Source organism: Clostridium sp. TJA020 (assembly GCF_058310295.1).
Genome location: NZ_JBZEFC010000013.1, coordinates 1 through 22779, shown reverse-complemented (window position 1 = coordinate 22779; position 22779 = coordinate 1). Strand labels below are relative to the sequence as shown.

The following is a 22779-nucleotide window of genomic DNA, read 5'->3' as shown; positions in this document are numbered from 1 at the left end:
AGCAACCGGCTCATAACCGGTAGGTCCGGGGTTCGAGTCCCTGAAGGTCCACCATTTTGGGGGTATAGCTCAGCTGGGAGAGCACCTGCCTTGCACGCAGGGGGTCAGGAGTTCGAATCTCCTTATCTCCACCAAATAGGTGGAAAGTCATGAACTATTGTTCATGACTTTTTTTTGTTTTTATACTTGATAAGAGTTACTAATTATGAAATTATAATTAAATGGACTTTAGATTGTAAGAAAAATATTTTTTGATAAATTAAAGATAAATTAAAATAGGCTTTTATTTGATTTTAATAAGAAAATTTATTTTTTAATACAAATAAATATTTTAGAATATAAAAATGTAGTTTTAGTTGTTATAGAATGTTCTACAAAATTATAGGTAAGATATGATAAATAATACAATTAATTAAAATAAATATAGTAAATTTTTAAAAGTAGCAAGTAAATATATATGAAAAAAATATATATGAAAAAATTAAATTTTAGTTCTTAATAAATGTGTTAGTAAATAATAAACATTTAAAGGATATGATAAAATATAACTAATTAGTATTATAAAGAATTAATTTATAATATTGATTTTACAAAGTTTATTAGAGTTTAGATAAAGTATCTAATAAGAAACATCATAAAAAAATATTTTATAAAATATAATATAAATAATAAAATAATCATAAAAATTCTAAGATATTAAGTGCAAAATGTAGGAAAATGAAAAAATATCACTAAAGTTACTTATGTACAACTTGCCTACTATTATATATAATTATTCTATAGATAAATATATTATTTTTGATTACGTTTACAGGGTGTGATTAAAAGATTATAGTAATATAATATAGATAAATAAGTATAGTATATAATAATCTTTTAAAGTTATGATGGGGAGTGTTTTGGTTGACAAATATAGAAGAATTAAAGGAGCATCTTAAACAATTAAAATTAGAGAAGCGTGAATTGATTTTAGCGGGAAAAAAAACTTCTTGTATAGATGATAAAATTAAAGAAGTTGAAAAAGAAATAAATAGTTTATAAATTAATTAATATATTATCAGAAATCTAACTAATATTGTTAGATTTCTTTTTTTAGAATAAATTATTTAGTCAATTAATATAATTTATTTAGTAAGGTAAGTTTTAGGTGGGGAGATGATAAAATGATCAGAACGGTTGTATGTCATAAAGAGGGGTGCTGTGGAAATAAATTTTTTATTGAAACTATAGATAATAAAATTAAAGCAACATGTAGGGAATGTGAAAGTGAATATTTATATGATACAGGAAATGACGGATATGAACTTTTATCAACATGTGAATCATGTAAAAATGATACTTTTAAGTTATTTAGAAATATAAATAATAATAAAATTTATGCTAAGTGCTCTGAATGTGGAGATCCGCCAGAGAGAATATTTGTAGACCCTGATGGTATTCAGATAACTTATGATACAAAGCTTATGCAGGAAATAAAACAACAACTTCATACTATAGATCAAAGGTTATGTAATTTAAATATAAAAGTGGAGGATATAGAGAGAGGGCAAAGTATTTTAGAAGAATCATTAGCTTATATAAATAAGTATATATTAGAGGATAGGTAATCAAATTTACATGAGTGTTTTCTGTATAGTATAATTAAATAAATATATATACAGGAGAATATTAAGGTAAATGAAGATTAAGTTTAAAAGAATATTATCATGGATCTTGGTTATTGCATGGATGATATTTATATTTTATATGTCTAATCAACCTGCTAATATATCAAATGAACAAAGTGATTTTGTATTAAATTTGATAAAAAATTTAGGTATAGATATAAATAATATTTATATTGATTTGGCAATTACAATAATAAGAAAGGGTGCACACTTTAGTGAATATTTAATACTAAGCTTATTGTATTTTAATTTATTAAGATTTTATATTAATAAAAATAAAGCTTTAGTTTTATCAATAATATTATGTTTTCTATATGCATCAACAGACGAATTTCATCAGCTTTTTGTAGAAGGTAGAGCGGGGAGATTTACTGATGTTTTAATAGATACTTCTGGAGCTTTTATTGCATCAATTTTAGTTTTCTTGGTAAATAAAATTTTAAAAAAAAGAGCAAAATTTAAATAGTTTTGCTCTTTTTTATTTCCATATAAAACAATTTAAATTATTATAATTTTAAGTAATAAAAATTTAAATTATAGACTTATTTCTACTTTATATCTGTTACATGTATTGTTGAATATCCATTTTCATTTAAAGATGATACTATTGATTTCATTAATGAATCTTTTGATAAAATCCAATTAAAAGTATTTTTATTATCACTAAATGATATATATTGAAGCTCTAATACTGGATGATAAAATAATGCTGCTAATAAATTTGGTGATGGATTTTTTAATCTTTTTGTTATAGAAGAAGTGTCTCTATTTTTAACATAACCTAAAGGTGCTGGTATATAGACATTACCTTTAGAAGTTTCTTTTAAAGCTGTATAGTACAGTACACTATATGGTTCAAATAAATATTTGAAGTATTCTTCAATTATTTTCTTTTGCTTTCTTGTAGCTTGATAGTGTGGGCTTTCAAAAAAGTAAACTGGGATATTAAGTTTATTAGCTGTAAATAAACCATTTTCAATAACATCTCTAGTTAATTTTTCATTATTATTAAATTTATTAGATAGTTCAATTCCTGATAGGCTAGTACTATTTCCATACTGATGAGTATAGCCATGTAAACCAACCTCAGCACCACTGTTTATTAAGTAATCAATTAGATTTATAAATCCTACATTATTAATAGTATTATCAATTAATAAGTCATTATCAATTTTATTAGATGGGTCTTTATATCTAGGAACCCAAGCTATATGAAATCTTATTTTATTACTGTATAAATAATCTCCCAATGCTTTTAACTTAGTTTGATTAATATCTTCATATAAGGCTCCACCAGAAGAAAAATCTTCTAGTCTTATTAAAGCAGCTGGTCCATCTTTTAAATGTGATTCAGTTGTATTTACTTTTTTTAAGTTTGATTTTAATAAGTTTACTGTTTTATTTTTAAAATCAAATACAGAAGTAAGTGAAAATAAATACTCTATATCAGATAGTGATAAATAATAATTTTTTTCATAATCTAAAAGCCAACCTCTTAAATTATATCTTTTATTGTTTATAATTGCTTGTTTTTCAGATAGTATTATTGTATTACTGTAATTCGTTAAAGTTAGTTCATTATTATTAATCTCTTTATAATTTAATATTTTTCGTAAATAGTTTAAAGGTAGATAATATCTTTGACCTCTAAGTAAAATTGGTACATCTTTAGGAATCTCTTTTCCTAAAATAGATATCTTTACATTATTAACTTTTAGTACTTTGCAAGTATCTAGTGATACTTTTTCTTTGTATATAGATTCGTAGCTTATAGGTTTAATTTTACTTTTAACTATTCCATCTTGTACATAAGTTTTACCTTGAAAAAAGCTAAAGTAAAATGTTATTCCATAAAGTACTGCTATAGTGAATATAGTCAATATAGAGCATAATACTATCTTTTTAAATTTTTTATTTTTTCTTAGATTATTCATAATATAATCTCCTTAATTAATTGGTTAATAAATATATTTTAACATGATATATACAATATGTTTATTAATGTAGTGAAAACAATTATGATTTATATTTATTCTCTAATTTTTACATAGTTATAATTAATATTTGTAAAATTAGCGTATATTTAAAAGAATAATTCAATAAAAATTCACAAAAAGGTTGATAAGTTAACATAAATGTTATATAATGTACACATATTGAAAACATATGTTTATTTATAAAGGACGTGTGATTTGGAATTATATAAGGGGGTATATGAATGGAACAAAAAATTAAAAAGAAAGGTTTCTTGAATATGGTAGAACGTGTTGGAAATAAATTACCTCATCCAGCTACTATATTCGTAATCTTATGTGGAATGATAGTACTTCTTTCAGCTTTATTAGCTAATATGGGGGTTAGTGTTACATATACAGGACTTGATAGAGCCACTAACGAAATAAAAGAATTAACTGTATCTATTAAATCATTATTAACTTCAGAAGGAATTAGATATATGTTTGAAAGTGCAGTTTCAAACTTTACAAGTTTTGCACCGCTTGGAACCGTTTTAGTTGCTCTTTTAGGAGTTGGGGTTGCAGAAGGTACAGGACTTATAGGAACTTTATTAAAGAAGTTAGTTACTAGTACGCCTAAGAGTTTAATAACTGTAGTTGTTGTTTTTGCTGGAGTAATATCAAATATTGCATCAGATGCAGGGTATGTTATATTAATACCTCTTGGTGCAGTTGTATTTTTAAGTTTTAAAAGACATCCTCTTGCAGGTATTGCAGCTGCATTTGCTGGTGTATCTGGAGGATTTAGTGCAAATATTATTTTTGGACCAACTGATGCATTACTTGCAGGTATAACAACAGAATCTGCAAAAATGGTGCAAGCAGGATATGAAGTTAACATAGCTTCAAACTGGTTTTTCTTAATAGCATCAACTGTATTAATTACTGTAGTTGGAACTATAATAACTGAAAAAGTTGTTGAGCCAAGACTTGGACCTTATAAAGGTAAAAATCAAGTTGAGGAGATTAATGGAATTTCAAAAGAGGAAAAAAGAGGTCTTAAATTTGCATTAATAGCATTAATATTATTTGTAATAGTTATGGGGTTACTTGTTATTCCAGAATGGGGACCACTTAGAAATCCTGAAACAGGAGAAATATTAAAATCACCTTTTATGAACTCTATGGTTGCAATTATATCTATGGGATTCCTTATTCCAGGAATAGCTTTTGGAATAGGTAAAGGTGATATTAAAGATGATAAACAAGTTGTTCATCTTATGAGTAAAAGTATGTCTTCTATGGGAGGATATATAGTTTTAGTATTCTTTGCAGCACAATTTGTTGCATACTTTGGTTATACAAATATAGGAACTATAATTGCTGTTAAGGGAGCAGATTTCTTACAAAATACAGGTATAGGTGGAGTTCCTTTAATATTAGGATTTATAGCAGTTTCAGCATTTATAAATTTATTTATGGGATCTGCATCAGCAAAATGGGCTATAATGGCACCTGTATTTGTACCTATGTTTATGAGAATGCACTATTCACCAGAACTTGTTCAAATGGCATATAGAATTGGTGATTCAAGTACAAATATAATTTCACCTCTTATGACATATTTTGCTTTAATAGTAGCATTTGCAGAAGTATATGATGAAGACACAGGAATAGGAACACTTATATCAACTATGGTTCCATATTCAATAGCATTTTTAATATGTTGGACAATACTATTAATAGCATGGTTCTTATTAGGTTTACCACTTGGACCAGGTGCTGGATTGTATATTTAGATAATTATATAAAAATAATACAGCAAGTAAGAATTTTTAACTTCTTACTTGCTTTCTTTTGGTTTTAAATATGTTAAAATTATATTTGTTATTTATAAATATTAAGTTATTTATAATATATAAAAATTAGGAGGACTATATATGGAATTAAAAAGGTTTAGAGATGGATTTACTAGTTTTGTAACTATTGCACTTAAACCATTAATTTTTATATTGCTTTTAGCATCTATAGGTTATATAGGTATTTATAAAAACAAATTTGATATAGCAATGATAATATCATTTAGTTTACTAGTTATATTTATTTTTTTAGCTTATTTTTTATTAAAAAGTAAAGCAATTAGTAATAAATTTAAAATATTAATTATTTTAAGTTTTGGAGCTTTGATAAGAATTTTATGGCTTATTAATGTAAAAACTGTTCCAGTATCAGATTTTAATACTATTTATGAAACTGCAAAGGAAGTAATAAAAGGAAATTACAGTATGATGTGGGGAACAGAATATATAGCAAGATTTCCACATTTAACAATTATGGTTATTTATATGGCATTTATGCTTAAGTTTTTTACTAATGCTCTTTTAGCTATGAAAGTTGTAAATTTAATTATGGGATTAATTGTAATTTATTTAATATATTTAATAGTTAAATTAGTATTTGAAAAAAATGAATATGGATTAATAGGTGCTTTAATTGCGACTATTTTCCCACCTTTTGTAACATATACTGGGGTATTTTGTACAGAAAATATAGCTATACCATTTTACTTAGCAAGTATATACATTTTTATTTTAGTGTGTAAGAAAAAATTACATATATCTATGTTTATTGTATCTGGGGCACTTTTATCTGTTGGAAATTTATTTAGAATGGTTGCAACTGTTACAATAATAGCTTTTATTATGTATATAGTTATATATACAGATTTTAAATTCAAAGAAAAGATAAGATCAATTTTTATGATATTAGTATCTTTTGTATTAATTCTTGCTATAGCAAGTTCTACACTTAAACTTTATAAAGTAACAGAAAATCATTTATGGAAAGGTAGAGAGCCGGCAATAACTAACATATTAAAAGGAACTAATATGGAATATGGAGGAAGATGGAATTTAGAAGATACTATAATACCTGAAAAATATAATTTTGATGAAGATAAAATTAAAGAAGTATGTACTAATATAATTATTGAAAGATTTAAAAATGCTAAACCTGCTCAAATAGGAAAGTTTTATTTAGATAAATATACTACTCAATGGATAGATGGGGATTTAAGTGGTGTATTCTGGTCACAAAATAATATTAAAGATGATGATATTTTAATAAATTTTAGTTATGGTGGGAAATTTGCAATACAAATTATATCTTCTATAATTATGGTGTTGGTTTTTATTGGATTATTTAATAAAAAAAGATATAGGAAATATTCTGGAATTAATTTATTTTATATAATATTTTGTGGATATGGACTATTTTATTTAATTACAGAAAATCAATCAAGATATGCTTACATTGTGAGTTTTGTATTTATTATAATGGCTATGTCTGGAATTGAGTTAACAGGAAAAGTATTTAAAAGAAGCTAAAGTAAAAAATAAATAAAATTGGGTGAATAAAAGATAATGAAAGAAAAAAGATTAAATATAGGTACTTTAATAAAGGGTTTAATACTTATAATATTAGTTATAAAAAGTATAATATTTATTGGTATTGGATCATCAAATACAGGAAAAACTTTTTCTGGTTTTAAAATAGAAAAAGAATTGATTTTAGCTCAATTAGCTTTTATAGGTATTTTAATTTTTATATCACTATTTTTTAAAGGAAAAAGACAAATAACATATTTAATAATAGTAGATATAGTATATTCATTAATACTAATAGCTGATATTTGGTATTATAGAGCTAGTAGAAATTATTTAGGACTTAGACACATCTTATTTAAGGATATGTTTAATCCAATGCATGAAAGTTTAATAAATCCTAATAAACTAGATTTATTATTTTTAATAGATATACCGATATTAATTTATATAAGAGTTAAAATAAAGAATATATTAAATTGCAAAAGAAATATAAAGTTATCTATTTTAGGAGTTATATTATGCATACTAACAATATATATAACTCATTATTTAATTGATATTAAAGATATTACTAAAGGTAGAGTAAAATTTATGAGTGTAGAATGGTCTCCATTTATAATGGCTCAAAATCAGTCACCTATTGGATATCATTTATATGAAGCAATTAGAGCAATAGAAAAGAAAAATTTCCAGGGTAATAAAGATGAAATTAAACAAGTTGATGATTGGCTTGCTTGGAATAATAAAAAACTTCCTGATAATAAATATAAAGGAATATTTAAGGGTAAAAATGTTGTGTTTTTACAGATTGAATCATTAGAAAATTTTGTTATAGGTAAAAAGGTGTTAGGACAAGAAATAACCCCAAACTTAGATAAACTTATGAAGAAGTCCTTTTATTTTGATAATATATATGAACAAAATAATGCAGGAAATAGTATAGATTGTGATATGATGGCAAATACAGGGCTTTTAACATTAGGGGATAGTATAACATTTTTAACACATGCAGATGTTAAATATAAATCATTACCTAGAATATTAAATGAAAATGGATATACTACAATTTCAACTCATGCAGAGAGGGCTAGTGATTGGAATTGGTCAGAAGCACATAGTAATGCTTTAGGTTATCAAGATATGTGGGATATTGATTCATATAAATTAGATGATATTTTTGGAATGGGACTATCAGATCATTCTTTTTTAAATCAATATGCAGATAAGCTTAAAACATTGAAAGAGCCATTTTTTTCCACTATACCTACGTTATCTAGTCATGGACCTTTTGATTTACCAGATAAGTATAGAGAGCTTAAATTACCAAAGAATATTGACGATACAAAACTTGGAGGTTATTTTCAAAGTGTTCACTATACAGATAAGCAGATAGGATTTTTTATAGATAAGCTTGAAAGGTTAGGTTTATTAAATGATACAGTTCTTGTTATTTATGGTGATCATGGTGGAGTTCATAAATACTATAACGATGAAATTCAAAATGTACCACTAGAAGGAGATTGGTGGAAAGAGAGAGACTATAAGATACCACTATTCATTTATGGAAAAGGTATAGAGGGAAAAACAATAAGCGTAGCTGGAGGACAGACTGACATAGTTCCAACAGTATTATATTTATTAGGAATAGATGTTAAAGAAAATATATTTATGGGAAGAAATTTATTAAATACAAATAGGAATTCTACAGTAATAAAAGGGAATAAAATTGTTGGAAATCCTACAGAAGAGGAAAGAAAAAGATTAGAAAAAGCTTATACTATAGCAGATTATATTATAAAAAATAAATATTTTGAAACTAAAAAATTGGTGAATTAAATAAAAAGAAAAGGGGAAAAAACTAGATTTTTCCCTTTTTTCTTTAAATTTATTATTAAAAAATTCGTTAATTTATTGTTATATTTGATAATATTAAATATAATATTAAAGTTAGTTAATGTTTCTACTAACTAAAAGTTGTTTAGTATTTAATGGTAGAGAATTTAATAAAAATTAGGAGAGTTTGAATGGAAGACAAAAGAAAAAATCAAAAAAAGAACAATAAAAAGACCCAAAAAAAAGCTTCAAAAAAGTGGACAAGGATCTTAGCGTTTTTAGTTTTTGAAATAGTATTTACTGCTATTACAGCACCTTTTGTATTACTTTATGGTCCTTTTGATAATGCAAAAAGAATTTATGTTGGATCAGCAATGACTAGTTTTAATCACCAATATTTAGCAACAATGTTTTTGTCTAAAGAAAAAATAAATGAAATAATGAATTCAACAGATGGTTCAAATAATAATTTAACAGCTCAAAACGGTTCAGTTGTTAATGTTAATGCATCTAACAATAAAGAGATGGAACTATATAAATTTGAGAATACAAAATATAATGGATATATGTTAGTTGTAAAAGATCCTAAAAGAGTCCATGTTGTAAGTACAAAGTATACTGGAAAAAAAGGTGAAACTACATCTGAAATGGCAAAGGATAATAATGCAGTAGCAGCCATAAATGGTGGTGCTTTTATTGATACTTCTAGTAGTTCAAATTGGACTGGTAATGGAGGAACTCCAACAGGTGTTATAATTTCTAATGGAAAATTAGTATTCTCTGATATGAAAACAGATAATACTAAAACTGAGTGTATGGCTATAACAAAAGAAGGAAAAATGTTAGTTGGTAAATATAGTTTAAATGAACTTAAGAATTTAGATGCACAAGAAGCAGTTAGTTTTAAACCAGCACTTATTAAAGATGGTGTGCCTACTTCATTAGATGGAGCTGCTGGAGCAGGAGGAATAGCACCAAGAACAGCAATTGGACAGAGAGCTGATGGCTCAATAGTTATGATGGTTATTGATGGAAGAAGTTTAGTAGATGGAATTGGTTGCACTATAACAGAATTACAATCACTTATGCTTACAAAGGGTGAATGTGTTACAGCAATTAATTTAGATGGAGGAAAATCATCTACTATGTATCTAGATGGAAAAGTTATTAACAATGTGTCTAATGGACTTGGAGAAAGATATATTGCTTCTTCAATAATAGTAAAATAACAAAGGAGAAGGTATGAGAAAAGTAAAAATAATATTAGCTTGGATTTCAGTATCACTTATACTACAATGCTCAGTACTGTTCTTTTTGGACAAGTTTTATTTTAAAGATAATACTGATGTAAGTATGGAAAAGGTAGTAATAGGATCTCAGCAGAAAAAAGAGATTATACATGTTAATATACCAAGTGATGCTAAAGATATAAAAGTTTCATATGATGGAAAATATATAAGTTATTACATGGGATTTATATTAAATGTATGTGATACTGATAGTGGTGAAGTTAAACAATTAGAAACTATAAATTCTGGAAATATATTAAAATCTGTATGGCTAGAAGACAGAAATATGTTATTAACTTTAGAGGTTGAAGATAATCAAATAATTCTTTGTAATTATAATCCAGAAAAGAATGTTAATGAAAAGATAGTCGATATATGTAGATATAGCAAAGCTTATAAGACATTTAATATAAAAGCTTCAACTATAACTGGAGTTACATATGTAAGAGTTGGAAATATGATTTATAGAATTGATATAAATCAAACAGCAGCTGTACGTGTACCTACCGTAGTTAGAAATATAGGTGAAGTTGGATTAATACCAACTAAAGATAGATTAGTATATATGGCTAATAACGGAAGTATAATTCATGTAACTCAGCCTAATGAGAGAATAGCAATAAATACTTCAGGAAAATTAAAAATACTTGGAATAGATGAAGAAGGAATTCTTTATTTAGGAGAAATTATTGATAATAAGGTCCATAAAATACTTAAAAAAGATTTAGATAATGTAGAATCTAAATCTCAAAAAGTACAATTAAAAGAACCTGTAGATGCTAAGGATATATTTATAGATGGAACTGGAACCATATTTATAAATAATAATTTAAATAAAACTATAACTAATATAGGAACAGGAAGCCAAGTGAAGTATGAAGGAAAGTTTTTAAGTTTCTATAATAATGGTATATCAAGTATAGTAAATGGAAGATATTATAAAACACAATATCCAAAATAAAAAATAAGAGCTGAAGTTTTTTTCAGCTCTTATTTTTTTATTAGATTAACTGAGTTAGTTTTCATATATCAATTCTAAATACTAAAAAACTTTCATAAAAATTATTAAGAGAGTTTATAAGGGTGGGTGGATTGTAAAATATGGAAAATTATAATGTTGAAGATATTAGAAATGTTGGTTTTATAGGTCACGGTTCATCAGGAAAAACTTCTTTAGTTGAAGGATTATTATATGATGGGAAAGTTATAACTAGAAGAGGCAAAATTGAAGATGGAAATACAGTATCAGATTTTGAGGATGAAGAGAGGAGAAGAGGTATATCACTTTCCTTATCAATAGAGCCTTTAGAATGGAAAAATAAAAAGATAAATTTAATTGATATACCTGGATATTTTGATTTTGTAGGTGAAAGTATAGAGGGGATGAGAGCATCAGATATTGCAACTATAGTTGTTTGTGGAGTATCTGGTGTTCAAGTAGGAACAGAGAAGGCTTGGGATTATTGTAATAAGATAAAATTACCTAGAGCATTTTTTATAAATAAATTAGATAGGGAAAATTCAAGCTTTGATAAAACTCTTGAAAATCTTAAAGATAAATTTGGTATAAGTGTTGTACCAATTCAATATCCAATAGGAAATGAATCAGATTTCTTAGGTGTTATAAATGTAATATCAAAGAAAGCGTTTATATATAATAAAAAAATTAGAAAAATGGAAGAAAAAGAAATTCCATTAAATCTTATAGATAAAGTTAATAAATGTAAAGAAATGATTACTGAGGCAGTTGCTGAAAGTGATGAAGAGTTATTAGATAAGTATTTTACAGAAGGCAGTTTAAGTGATGAGGAACTTTATAAAGGATTAAAAAAGGGATGTATTAATGGTGATATAGCTCCTGTAATGTGTGGAAGTTCATTAAATGGAATAGGGATGAGTTTATTTTTAGATAATATAGTTGAATGTTTTCCATCACCTAAAGTTTCATTGGCACAAAAAGCTACAATAGAAGATAAAGGAGAAAGTTATTTATCTATCACAGATGAATTACCATTTTCAGCTTTAGTATTTAAAACTATAGCAGATCCTTTTGTAGGTAAAATATCTTTATTTAAAGTTATTACTGGTAGTATAGAAAATGATATGCAAATTATTAATGTAAATAGGGGTAAGAAAGAAAAAATAACTAATTTATTTTTTTTAAGGGGAAAAAATCAGATTCAAACTAATAAAATTATAGCAGGAGATATAGGCGCAGTTTCTAAATTACAATTCACAGAAACAGGGGATACCCTTGCTGATTTTAATTTTAAAGTTAAGTACGATAAATTAAATTTTCCAGATGCAAAAATGGCTATGGCAATATTACCAAAACCTAAAGGTGATGAAGAAAAAATATCTATTGCTCTAAATAAATTAATGGAAGAAGATCCAACTTTTAAAGTAACAAGGGATATAGAAAATGCTGAGCTTATAGTATTGGGTATTGGAGAAACACATTTAGAGGTTATAGCATGTAAAATAAAAAATAAATTTGGTGTTGATGTTTTGTTAAGAGAGCCTAAAGTTCCGTATAGAGAAACTGTTAAAGGTATTTCTGATGTTCAAGGAAAACATAAGAAGCAATCAGGTGGACATGGTCAATATGGAGATGTAAAAATAAAATTTGAAAGAAGACATGATGGAGTTGATGATTTAGAGTTTGTAGATAAAGTTGTAGGTGGTGCTGTTCCAAGAAACTTTATACCAGCAGTTGAAAAGGGGTTAAGAGACTGTATAAAACATGGTGTTCTTGCGGGATACCCAGTAATAGGACTTAAAGCAACACTTTATGATGGTTCTTATCATCCCGTAGATTCATCAGAAATGGCATTTAAAATAGCTGCATCAATAGCATATAAAAAGGGATTAGAGTCAGCAAAACCAATATTATTAGAACCAATAATGAAAGTATCAATATTAATACCTGATGAATATATGGGAGATGTTATTGGGGATATAAATAAAAAAAGAGGACGAGTAATTGGAATGGAGCCATATGGAAAATTTCAAAAAATAGTATGTGAAGTTCCATTGGCAGAAATGTTTAAGTATTCTACTGACTTAAGATCTATAACTCAAGCTAAAGGAGATTATACAATGGAATTTGAGAGATATGAGGAGTTACCACAGATTGAGGCATCAAAAGTTATAGAAAATAAAAATAAAGAAAAATAAGATTAAGTAATAAAAGTATTACTGGAGATTTTTTCAGTAATACTTTTATTAAGGTTATTTTGTAATAAATTAAGAAAAACTACATATAATAACTATACAAAATAATTGTTATTTTGCTTAGATTGGAGGAAATTCTAATGTCTGATTATCGAATGGATATAAGGGGAAGTATTGGACTAAGTGAATATAGTAATATTTATGATTATTTATGTATAGTTGATAAAGATGATAAATTTACAATATCAATAGATAAACAAAGCAAGGAAAGTGTTGGTACAATAAGTTCTATGCTTAAAGATAATAGATTTACTGTTGAGAATGAATGGGTTGATGGTAGCGGAAATTATATGATAAAAGCACATAAAGAAGTATAAATTTTTAAAATTGTTTAATTTAATAATAAATAAGGACTTTATTATTTCTATAAATATATTAAAATAGAATAGTAAGTCCTATTTTTATATGGAATAATAAATTATTATAGAAACTATACTAGGAGGTTTGTAATGAAAAATTACGTAGTTGGTGTAGACTTAGGTGGAACAAAAATAAGTACTGCGCTTGCAGATTTAGCAGGTAACGTATTAGCACAAAGTATAATACCTACAAATGCACATGAAGGTGAAGAAAGAGTTTTAGAAAGAATAATAAAAAGTATTCAAACTGTTATAGCTGAAGGTGAAGTTACTTTAGAAGAAATTAAGGGGATTGGTATAGGATCACCAGGACCTTTAGATTCAAGAAAAGGAATAATAATAACTACTCCAAACTTACCATTCAGTAACTTTAACTTAGTTAAACCATTAGTAGAAAAATTCAATGTACCAGTATTCTTAGATAATGATGCTAATGTAGCAGCAATTGGAGAATACATGCTTGGAGCAGGTAAAGGTAAGAAGAATATGGTATACTTCACAGTTAGTACTGGCGTAGGTGGTGGAGCAATAGTTGATGGAAACATTTGTAGAGGAAATACATCAAATGCTTTAGAGATTGGACATATGACAGTTTCACCGTTTGGACCAAGATGTGGTTGTGGAAATATTGGTTGTTTAGAAGCGCTATCATCAGGAACAGCAATTGGTAAAAGAGGACAAGAGGCTGTAAATAGTAAAGTTGAAACATCACTTAGAAATTATGAAAAAGTTACTTCATATGAAGTGTTTAAAGAAGCTGAAAAAGGTGATGCTGTAGCTAAAGATATAATAGATGAAGCATTAACATATTTAGGAATAGGAGTAGCAAACGCTATTTCAATTTTTGATCCAGAAATGGTTGTTATAGGCGGAGGTGTTTCAAAAGCTGGAGATATAGTTTTTGAAAAAGTTCGTGAAGTTGTAAATAAAAGATGTTTTAAAGCAATGTCAGAAAGTTGCGAAATAGTACCAGCTGGTCTTGGAACAGATGCAGGGGTTATTGGTGCAGTTGCATTAGCTTTATTAGAACTTGAGAATTATTAAAACTTAAATTATATAAAAAACTGAGAATTAAATTCTCAGTTTTTTTATTTTATATTAAAATTTTTAAAGATATTTTTAGTGTAAATACTTTTTCGAAATTAAGTTTTCTATAAAAGGTTATATAAGTATTTAAGTTTTTATGGAAAATAATAATATTTTATATAATTAAATAATAATAATATATCATTTAAATAAAAGTAAATATTATTATTAAAATATGCTGGGAAAAGTATAGAAATATATTGATAAAGTGATAAAATTTATATACAGACATATTGAGTAAAAATTTATAAGAGTTAAATTTAAATATATGGGGGAATATAAATGGTTACAGTATATTTAACAAGACATGGACAAACTGAATGGAATATAGAAAAAAGACTTCAAGGACATGGAAATTCACCTCTTACTGAATCTGGTCTAAGAGGTGCTGAGGAGCTTTCAAAGAGATTAGAGAATATTAATATTGAGCGTATATACACAAGTCCTATTGAAAGAGCTTACAAGACAGCTATTATTTTAAAGGGTAATAAAAAAATAGATGTAGTAAAGCATGAAGGATTAAAAGAAATGAATTTTGGGGATTTTGAAGGAAAAATAACAGAAGATGTTATGAAAGAAAATCCAGATTGGAATATAAATTTAATAATGCAAGGAAATCTTGACATGCGTGCTCCAAATGGAGAAACTTTAGCTGAGGTTAGAGAAAGAGTAAGTAAAGCTATGGATGAAATAATTAAGGATAATGAAGGAAAAACTATATTGATAGTTGGACATGGTATAACTTTAAAAGCTATAATGAATTATTTTAAGGATAAGGATGTTAATAACGAAGTTATGGGTCAAACAACTTTAACTAAGGTAAATGTAGATGGAGAAAATTTTAATATAGAATTTAAAAATGACGGAAGTCACTTTACTATAAAAGAGAAAAAGCAAGGGTGGTAAATTTTAAAAATATTGAATAAAAAATATAATTAATACATATATTATTGTATGAAGATAAATTTACAAATAAGGGATGAGAATAAATTCTCTTCTCTCATACATATTTATGAATCAACTAACATTTATAATTAGAAGATTCATAAAATACCCATGCAATAAACTCTGTGTAATGAGAGGAAGAATTTTTTATATAAACTACTCTCAAGTGTTTTTTATATTATTTTCAATACTTGAGAGTAGCAACATAAAAAATTTATATTTAACTCATGATAATTAGGGTGATAGTTAATTTTTAAAAATTTGCTATCACCTTATTATTTTATTTAAAAATGGAATATAATAAAGTATGATAAGTAAAATAAATTTTATAAGTAAGAAGGGATATTATGAAGTGTGAGATACTAGCAGTTGGAACTGAGATACTTTTGGGAGATATTTTAAATACTAATGCTCAATATCTTTCAAGAGAGTTAGCGGAACTTGGATTTGATGTATATTATCATGAAGTAGTTGGTGATAACAAAGAAAGAATACTTAAAGCTTTAGAAACATCATTTAATAGAAGTGATATTATAATAACTACAGGTGGATTAGGACCAACTAAAGATGATATGACTAAAGAATTAGTTTCTGAATTTTTAGGAATGAAAATGTGCTTACATGAAGAAAGTTTAAAAAGTATAAAAGAATATTTTAATAAAATGGGAAGAGAATTTGTTAAAAGCAATGAAAAACAAGCATATTTCCCAAAAGAAGCTATAATTTTAAAAAATAGCAATGGTACAGCTCCTGGTGCTGTATTTGAAAAGAACAATAAAGCTATAATAGTTTTGCCAGGACCTCCAAAAGAAATGGAGATTATGTTTAAAGAAGAAGTAAAAAAATATTTAAAAAAATATTCTGATGATGTAATAATTTCTGAAGTTTTAAGAATTTTTGGTGTTGGAGAAAGTAAGGCAGAAGAAAAATTACAAGATATAATAGATAATGGAATAAATCCTACAGTTGCACCTTATGCAAAAGAAGGTGAAGTAATATTTAGAATAACAGCAAAAGCACAAAATGAAGAAGAAGCAAGAAAAATGATAGTTCCAATAAAAGATGAAATATATAAAAGACTTGGAAATTCAGTTTATAATACAGGAGAAACATCTCTTCAAGATACAGTAGCTAAGTTGTTAATAGATAAAAATATGACAATTGGGGTTAGTGAATCATGTACAGGAGGACTTGTTTCAGCAAAACTTATTGAATATCCAGGTGTATCTGAAGTATTTTTAGAAGGTGCTGTTACATATTCTAATGAAGCAAAAATGAGAACTTTAAAGGTAAAAAAAGAAACATTAGATAAATTTGGAGCTGTAAGTCATGAAACAGCAAGAGAAATGGCAGAAGGTATAGCAAAAAGATGTGGCTCTAGAATTGGAATATCAACAACAGGTATAGCTGGACCAGGAGGCGGAAGTGATGAGAAGCCAGTAGGTCTTGTTTATTTTGGAATATATTTAGATGGGAAAGTTAAATCATTTAAACATATATTTACAGGAGATAGAAATTCTGTAAGAAATAGAGCTAGCATGACAGCTCTTAATATAGTTAGAACAGAAATATTAGAAAAATAAAAGTGGGTAAAATAAAAAAATCCCTCTTTGTTTAAAAACATAAGAGGGATTTTTAATGTATATAAATAAAATGGGGGAGAGGCGATTAATTAATGAAGCAAATAGCCTCAATAATTAGTATCTCCTAATTTATATAAAATATACTTAAAAATAATTTAAAAAGGAGAAATATATGAGAAAAGTTTTTAGAGCTAATGTATATTTTCTAATAATACTTATACTAGAAATAGTTATGCCTTATATAACATATCCAATTTATAAGGGGTTAGGAATAGGTGATGTAAGAGTTGTTTTAGTATTAAACCATATACTACTATTCTTAGTTCCTGCAATTATATATGTATTAGTAACTAAATGTAATGTAAGACAAACATTTAAATTTAATCCATTACCAATAAAAGATTTATTTTTAGTTATAGTACTAGCTTTCTTGTGTGTACCAATAATGAATTTCTTTGGACTTATAAGTGGATTTTTCTTTGAAAATAATGTTGGCAACTTAATAACATCAATATCAGGAACACCATATTTAATACTTATGGGAATAATAGCATTTATGCCAGCTATAACTGAGGAAATAACTTTAAGGGGTATAGTTTTATCTGGATATGATGATAAAAATAGGCTTAAATCAGCATTAGTAATAGGATTATTTTTTGGAATATTTCATTTAGATGCTAATCAGTTTTTATATGCAACAGTATTAGGGTTTATATTAGCTTATGTAGTTAGGATAACAGGTAGCATATTTTCATCTATGATTATGCATTTTATACTAAATGGAACATCAATAACAATGCAAAAATTAATAACATTAATAAATCCAACTTATATGGAACAGACAAGTGAAGTTTCACTAAAAACTCTTCCATTAAGTGAAAAATTAATTTTATTACAAGGTTCTATAATAATATTTGCTATTTGTGTAATATTAGCTTATTTAGTTATTAGAAAATTAGATAAAAGAAGTGATTTTAAGGAAAGCTCTAAATTAATTGAAATTAGGAAATATACTAAGGTTGAGGAATCAAGGGAAAGAATTATAGATGTACCTTTTTTAGCTATAATAGTTATATATATAATATTTATGATATTTCATATTAAATAATAAAGCTTAGGTGACTTTAAGTTCACCTAAGCTTTATTATTTAAGTTGTTTATTACACTATTGCTATTACTATAAAGATAAGAAAAGCATGTACTTTTTATCCACCCTCTAGAATTAATATTGCTATCAATTGGAAGAGAAATATAATACCAAGTATCTTTTCCTACTTCAGCTTTATCAAGTATTTTAACTTCCATCTTTACATTTAAGATTTGTATAATGTAAGAATTATCTAATGGAGAAATAAATACTTTAGAATTTTCTTTTATTATTCCAAAGTTATTTTCAGGATAAGAAAATTTAATAGATAATCCACCTTTAGCATTATAATGACTTGGAACATATTTTTTTAACTTATTTATTTGACTGTTTGCTACTATAAGTTGTTTCCTACTTAAATTTAATTTTTTTTCGTAAGAGAAGATTAAAAAAACTATAACAGAAATAGATATTACTAATATTAATGCATATATCAAAATATTAAACCTCTAAAGTACTATATGATATATTATATTTTTGATTATATTAAATTATTCAAATTATAATTTATCAAATACTGATTTTAATACTTTTCCAATAGAACCATTTATGACTAAATTAGCTTTATTATCATATTGTGTTGAACTTTTATTTATAAGTATTAAGTTTTTTCCTCTAAAGTAATCTACAAATCCAGCTGCAGGATAAACCACTAAGGAAGTTCCACCAATAATTAAAGTATCTGCATTTTTTATTGCATTTAAGGCTCCATTTATAACATTATTATCAAGAGCTTCCCCATAAAGAACTACATCAGGTTTTATAATACCTCCACAGCTTTCACATTTAGGAATATCTTTTGATTTTATTATGTAATCTAAATCATAACTTCTATAACAATTAGTACAATAATTCCTATATACAGAACCATGGAGTTCAAATACATTTTTACTTCCAGCCATTTGATGAAGACCATCAATATTTTGAGTTATAATAGCTTTAAGTTTATCCATTTTTTCTAATTGAGCCAAAACAATGTGAGCTGGATTTGGTTTTGCCTTTGTATAAATCATTTTATCTTTATAGAATTTATAAAAATCATTAGTGTGACTATAAAAGAAGTTGTGGCTTAAGATTTCCTCAGGAGAAAATTTACGATCATATTTACTACTATATAAGCCATCGGCTGATCTAAAATCTGGAATTCCTGACTCAGTGGATACCCCTGCACCACCAAAAAAGACTATATTTTTGCTATTTTTAATTATATTAGTTAGTTCTTGAATCTTATTTTCCATAAAAAACATCTCCAAACTATAATATTTAATACTTTAATTATTGCACAAATAAAGACAAAAATAAAATTTGTACCTAAATTGTAATAGAGTTAATAATTAGATTCTTAGATTATATTTAAAAATATAAAATATATAAATTATTACACAATTAAAATATAATAAGTTTATTGAAATAAATTTCAGAAAAACTTTGACAGGTAACTAAATATTAGTTATAATATGTTTGTATCTAGTGATGATGGCATAGAGGAAACACTCCTTCCCATTCCGAACAGGAAAGTTAAGCTCTATAGCGCCGATGGTACTGCATGGGTGACCGTGTGGGAGAGTAGGACGTTGCTAGGTTTGTAAGGCTCGATAGCTCAGTCGGTAGAGCAGAGGACTGAAAATCCTCGTGTCGCTGGTTCGATTCCTGCTCGAGCCACCAAGAAAGCACTAACATTTAGTTAGTGCTTTTATTTTTATATAAAAATATAAGAGGTGAAAGGGAATGAAATTAGAAGTTTGTGTTGGTAATTATAATGAGGCGTTACAAGGATTTAAGGATGGTGGAGATAGAATAGAATTATGTGATAACCTTCAAGAAGGAGGAACTACTCCAAGTTATGGAACTATAAAAAAAGCAGTTAATAACATAAAAATTCCTGTAAATGTAATAATAAGACCAAGAGGTGGAGATTTTAATTATTCAAAAGATGAATTTGAGATAATGAAAGAAGACATAAAAATTTGTAAAAGTTTAAATGTAAATGGAGTTGTATTTGGAATACTAAATGAGGATAAAACTATAGATATAGAAAGAAATAAAGAATTAAAAGAGTGCTCTGAAGGTTTAAGCACTACTTTTCATATGGCCTTTGATGAAATAAAAAATAAAAAAGAAGCAATAGATATTTTAGTTGAACTTGGAATAGACAGAATACTAACAAAAGGTGGAGAAGAAAATGCTCCAAATAATTTAGATAAATTAAAAGAATTAATAGAATATGCTAATGATAGAATAATAATAATGCCTGGTGGAGGTATAACATCTCAAAATAGAGATTATATAAAAAGTTATACTAATGCAAAAGAATTACATGGAAGTAAAATAGTAAAATAAATGATTATAATAAGCCAATTTGGACATATTTTATAAATATAAACTTATTTTAGTTTATACATTTTTGTTTAAGGTTTACTTAAGGAATTGTTAAGAAATATAATCTATAATAAAAATGAGAATATGGGAATTGGAGTGGTTTTTATGATCGATAAGATTAGTTTAAGTGAGGCTGAATTTACATTAGTATCAAAAGGTATAGCTTTTGGAGTTGGAATTGGAATGCTTATTGGTATTTTTATTGGAGATGTAATACTGTTCTTTTCTCTTGGTGGAGTGTGTGGAATTTTATCAACCTCCATATATTCTATGATTAAAAGGTTAAAGAAATCAGAAAAATAGAACTATAAGTTAACTAATTAAAAGTAATTACAAAAAAAGATATAAATTTTGAAGTTGTACTATTAATCTTTATAATTAATTTAATATAAATATAATTATTAATTGAGAATGTAATGCTGCTTTAAAGAAACCACTAAATTATTAAGAAATTTGAATATAATTATAAAAGTGATTTAGTAACAAAAGATAAAATTAATTAAGTAATTAATATAGTAAAATAGAAATAGTTAAGAAATACAAGGGTATGCTTTAAATAAACAAGCATACCCAATTATTTTAAAAAATATTACAGTAAAAATAATTTATAAAACTATATGAATATGATTTTAAACTAAAAAATATCAGACTTAAAATTACTTTTTTATAATTTAAAGTCTGATATTTTGTTTATAAATTTTCAATTTGCCAATCGATAGGTTTTTTATTAATTTTAGCTAAGAAATTATTAGTTTTAGAAAAAGGTTTGCTTCCAAAGAATCCTCTAGATGCTGAAAGAGGACTTGGATGAACTGATTGAATTATATAATGAATAGGATTCGTTATAAGAGTTTTTTTCTTAATTGCATTATTTCCCCAAAGTATAAATACAATAGGTTCATCTTTTTGATTTAATAATTCAATAATTTTATCTGTAAAGATTGACCATCCAATTTTTTGATGTGAATTAGCTTTTCCAGCTTCAACAGTAAGGGTAGTATTCAATAATAATACACCTTGATCAGCCCATTTTTTCAAGTACCCATTATTTGGAACATAGCATCCTAAGTCAGATTGTAATTCTTTATAAATATTTACTAATGAAGGTGGAATTTTATTACCAGGCTTAACGGAAAAACTAAGTCCATGAGCTTGATTAGGTCCATGATAAGGGTCTTGACCTAATATAACAACTTTAACATCTTTGTAAGTAGTAAAGTGTAATGCATTAAAAATATCATACATATTAGGATATATAGTTTTATTTCTATACTCATGAATAAGAAATTTACGTATTTTAATATAATAAGGTTTAGAAAATTCATCCCTTAGTAAGTTATCCCAATCGTTTTTTAAAATTTGAGACATATAATCACCGCCTTATAATAGAGTATATCATAGAAAAATATTGAAAAAGGGGGGAGTTTTAAGTATAATATTCAAAATATTTAAAAAAATATAAGAAACATAACCTAGAGTATCATTATAAAAAATATAAAGAAAACATGAATAAATAAAAGAAATATGAAGATAATATCAATATATTATAAATTAAATTTATATATGGTGTGTTCTATATGATATTATAAAACACGTCGCTGATGCGGAAACGAAATATCAACAAAATTTTGAGAGAGAAATTTTATTGACATATAGTTAGCTAAGTGATAAGATTTTAAAGGTCTTTTGAAAGTTTTAAAATGCTTTTTAACTTAACAAAAATGTTTAAAAAAAGTGTTGACAAAAAAATTTCAAAATGATATCATAAGCAAGTCGCTTGAGGGCGACGAGATAAAATGGTCTTTGAAAATTGAACAGAATATAGAAATACATTTAGAACCAGCAATTCTTTTTACAAGTAAGTTTTAAGAGCGAGATTAAACTTTTTATTGAGAGTTTGATCCTGGCTCAGGACG

General features: G+C 26.1%; 20 protein-coding genes, 2 tRNA genes and 1 rRNA gene. 19 read left to right on the top strand and 4 right to left on the bottom strand.

Going from position 1 to position 22779, the window contains the following annotated elements:
* Positions 1 to 58: 58 nt before the first annotated feature.
* From AC4FQ1_RS12875 to AC4FQ1_RS12860, 4 genes are all read left to right on the top strand, one after another.
* Positions 59 to 134 (top strand) — tRNA-Ala (locus AC4FQ1_RS12875).
* Between the two features lie 769 nt (positions 135 to 903).
* Positions 904 to 1041: a hypothetical protein gene (locus AC4FQ1_RS12870; protein ID WP_303130282.1), complete on the top strand. Its 138-nt coding sequence runs from the start codon at positions 904 to 906 to the stop codon at positions 1039 to 1041.
* A gap of 122 nt (positions 1042 to 1163) precedes the next feature.
* Complete coding sequence (locus AC4FQ1_RS12865; RefSeq protein ID WP_303130283.1) at positions 1164 to 1607, top strand: hypothetical protein; 444 nt, start codon at positions 1164 to 1166, stop codon at positions 1605 to 1607.
* A 70-nt stretch (positions 1608 to 1677) separates the two neighbouring features.
* Complete coding sequence (locus tag AC4FQ1_RS12860; RefSeq protein WP_491169849.1) at positions 1678 to 2133, top strand: VanZ family protein; 456 nt, start codon at positions 1678 to 1680, stop codon at positions 2131 to 2133.
* A gap of 82 nt (positions 2134 to 2215) precedes the next feature.
* Here the strand turns inward: AC4FQ1_RS12860 and AC4FQ1_RS12855 are convergent, their stop codons facing one another.
* A complete protein-coding gene (locus AC4FQ1_RS12855; protein WP_491169848.1) occupies positions 2216 to 3601 on the bottom strand; it encodes a DUF2334 domain-containing protein in 1386 nt (461 codons plus the stop codon).
* A 284-nt stretch (positions 3602 to 3885) separates the two neighbouring features.
* Between AC4FQ1_RS12855 and AC4FQ1_RS12850 the strand changes: the two genes are divergently transcribed.
* The 11 genes from AC4FQ1_RS12850 (at position 3886) to AC4FQ1_RS12800 (ending at position 18445) form a co-directional block, all read left to right on the top strand.
* Positions 3886 to 5421 carry an AbgT family transporter gene (locus AC4FQ1_RS12850; RefSeq protein WP_491169847.1) on the top strand — a complete coding sequence of 512 codons (1536 nt, stop codon included), beginning with the start codon at positions 3886 to 3888 and terminating at the stop codon, positions 5419 to 5421.
* A gap of 141 nt (positions 5422 to 5562) precedes the next feature.
* A complete protein-coding gene (locus AC4FQ1_RS12845; protein ID WP_491169846.1) occupies positions 5563 to 7008 on the top strand; it encodes a glycosyltransferase family 39 protein in 1446 nt (481 codons plus the stop codon).
* A 36-nt stretch (positions 7009 to 7044) separates the two neighbouring features.
* Positions 7045 to 8844, top strand: a complete 1800-nt coding sequence (locus tag AC4FQ1_RS12840; protein ID WP_491169845.1) for an LTA synthase family protein — start codon at positions 7045 to 7047, stop codon at positions 8842 to 8844.
* A 188-nt stretch (positions 8845 to 9032) separates the two neighbouring features.
* Complete coding sequence (locus AC4FQ1_RS12835) at positions 9033 to 10070, top strand: phosphodiester glycosidase family protein (RefSeq protein WP_303130291.1); 1038 nt, start codon at positions 9033 to 9035, stop codon at positions 10068 to 10070.
* 13 nt (positions 10071 to 10083) lie between these two features.
* Positions 10084 to 11091: a hypothetical protein gene (locus AC4FQ1_RS12830; protein ID WP_491169844.1), complete on the top strand. Its 1008-nt coding sequence runs from the start codon at positions 10084 to 10086 to the stop codon at positions 11089 to 11091.
* Positions 11092 to 11231: 140 nt separating this feature from the next.
* Complete coding sequence (gene fusA, locus AC4FQ1_RS12825) at positions 11232 to 13307, top strand: elongation factor G (RefSeq protein ID WP_491169843.1); 2076 nt, start codon at positions 11232 to 11234, stop codon at positions 13305 to 13307.
* Positions 13308 to 13444: 137 nt separating this feature from the next.
* Positions 13445 to 13681 carry a hypothetical protein gene (locus tag AC4FQ1_RS12820; protein ID WP_303130296.1) on the top strand — a complete coding sequence of 79 codons (237 nt, stop codon included), beginning with the start codon at positions 13445 to 13447 and terminating at the stop codon, positions 13679 to 13681.
* Positions 13682 to 13813: 132 nt separating this feature from the next.
* Complete coding sequence (locus AC4FQ1_RS12815; RefSeq protein WP_491169842.1) at positions 13814 to 14767, top strand: ROK family protein; 954 nt, start codon at positions 13814 to 13816, stop codon at positions 14765 to 14767.
* A gap of 324 nt (positions 14768 to 15091) precedes the next feature.
* Positions 15092 to 15715, top strand: a complete 624-nt coding sequence (locus tag AC4FQ1_RS12810) for a histidine phosphatase family protein (RefSeq protein ID WP_491169841.1) — start codon at positions 15092 to 15094, stop codon at positions 15713 to 15715.
* Positions 15716 to 16101: 386 nt separating this feature from the next.
* A complete protein-coding gene (locus AC4FQ1_RS12805) occupies positions 16102 to 17337 on the top strand; it encodes a competence/damage-inducible protein A (protein WP_491169840.1) in 1236 nt (411 codons plus the stop codon).
* A 172-nt stretch (positions 17338 to 17509) separates the two neighbouring features.
* Positions 17510 to 18445: a CPBP family intramembrane glutamic endopeptidase gene (locus tag AC4FQ1_RS12800; protein ID WP_303130303.1), complete on the top strand. Its 936-nt coding sequence runs from the start codon at positions 17510 to 17512 to the stop codon at positions 18443 to 18445.
* Between the two features lie 26 nt (positions 18446 to 18471).
* Here AC4FQ1_RS12800 and AC4FQ1_RS12795 read toward each other — a convergent pair whose 3' ends face one another.
* On the bottom strand, positions 18472 to 18921 hold the full coding sequence (locus AC4FQ1_RS12795) for a hypothetical protein (RefSeq protein WP_491169839.1): 450 nt from the start codon (positions 18919 to 18921) through the stop codon (positions 18472 to 18474).
* A gap of 63 nt (positions 18922 to 18984) precedes the next feature.
* Entirely contained in the window at positions 18985 to 19722 is a 738-nt protein-coding gene (locus tag AC4FQ1_RS12790) for an NAD-dependent protein deacylase (RefSeq protein WP_491169838.1), read from the bottom strand.
* Between the two features lie 228 nt (positions 19723 to 19950).
* Between AC4FQ1_RS12790 and rrf the strand changes: the two genes are divergently transcribed.
* The 4 genes from rrf (at position 19951) to AC4FQ1_RS12770 (ending at position 21166) form a co-directional block, all read left to right on the top strand.
* Positions 19951 to 20067, top strand: a 5S ribosomal RNA gene (gene rrf / locus AC4FQ1_RS12785).
* A 6-nt stretch (positions 20068 to 20073) separates the two neighbouring features.
* Positions 20074 to 20149 (top strand) — tRNA-Phe (locus AC4FQ1_RS12780).
* Positions 20150 to 20212: 63 nt separating this feature from the next.
* A complete protein-coding gene (locus tag AC4FQ1_RS12775; RefSeq protein WP_491169837.1) occupies positions 20213 to 20824 on the top strand; it encodes a copper homeostasis protein CutC in 612 nt (203 codons plus the stop codon).
* A gap of 144 nt (positions 20825 to 20968) precedes the next feature.
* On the top strand, positions 20969 to 21166 hold the full coding sequence (locus AC4FQ1_RS12770) for a hypothetical protein (protein WP_303131247.1): 198 nt from the start codon (positions 20969 to 20971) through the stop codon (positions 21164 to 21166).
* A 387-nt stretch (positions 21167 to 21553) separates the two neighbouring features.
* Here AC4FQ1_RS12770 and AC4FQ1_RS12765 read toward each other — a convergent pair whose 3' ends face one another.
* Entirely contained in the window at positions 21554 to 22231 is a 678-nt protein-coding gene (locus tag AC4FQ1_RS12765) for a uracil-DNA glycosylase (protein WP_491149501.1), read from the bottom strand.
* Positions 22232 to 22779: the final 548 nt, after the last annotated feature.